The following is a 957-nucleotide window of genomic DNA, read 5'->3' as shown; positions in this document are numbered from 1 at the left end:
CACTTCAATAAAAAACCACTGGAAAATGGCTGTGCTTTCATAGCCATTGTGGCGTCGAAGTGTTTTTCACCTTTATGGCATTCAAGATGGATATTTAACTTGTCTGTAAGCGGCTTTATTTTCCAGCGGTACGATTGGTCTATCGGGTTGAACGGTGACACGTGGAATGCTTTGTCTTGCTCCCAACCAAAATCTTCATCCTTTGGGTCAGCCGCTATCGCGTAATAATGGCGCTCATTCCAAGGTGTATTGCTGACTTCGGCGAGAAGATATTGCCATTCACCTTTTTGGTCATACAGGTAGTAAAAATTCACTGGACTAAAATAAAGCCCGAGATAACGCAAGTGACAGACAGCCAGTACTTTGCCGCTGCAACGTACGCCCGTAAGTTCTGCGACTTTATCTTGCACCGCTTTTTTCAAACTCCCTTCACCGAGGTAATCATCACGTTTGAATCGAGCCCAATGCCACCAGCGAGTCCCAAAGCCCCAAACTTTTTTCTCAAGTAAGCCAATTTCATCCAAATCAATCGCTGGCATAAACATTGAATAATTCAGCTCGTGCTTAACGGGCGTAAAACGACGATGTCTTACATTGCCTATAAATAACTGGCTGTGAGAAGGGATACTCATATTACGCAGCACCTTGTTCATAAAGTGTGTCGTTTTTCTCGTTATGTTTAGCGGCAATTCCTTTCACAACATCCAAAGCACTGCGCACGCCATCTTCATGGAATCCGTTGTACCAATAAGCGCCACAAAACCACGTATGTTGAGTTCCTTGTATTTCTTCTTTGCGTTGCTGGGCAGCGATAGACTCCATCGTAAAGACAGGGTGATGGTAGGTGAACTGACGCAGAATCTTGTTCTCGTCGATATCTTCAGTACGGTTTAAGGTGACGCAGAATGTGTGTGAAGAGTCGATATGCTGCAAAATATTCATGTTGTACGTTAGGGA

Annotated in this window: 1 protein-coding gene and 1 pseudogene; both read right to left on the bottom strand. The window is 44.2% G+C overall.

Annotated elements, in window-relative coordinates; all coding sequences use genetic code 11:
• On the bottom strand, positions 1-632 hold a 632-nt coding region (locus tag R7R24_RS25185; RefSeq protein WP_318119840.1), incomplete at its 3' end, for a DUF1365 domain-containing protein.
• Position 633: 1 nt separating this feature from the next.
• Positions 634-957 (bottom strand): annotated as a pseudogene (locus R7R24_RS25180) (FAD-dependent oxidoreductase); the annotation flags it as partial.

The organism is Vibrio sp. 704, from assembly GCF_033339295.1.
This window is presented reverse-complemented; position numbering and strand designations above follow the sequence as displayed.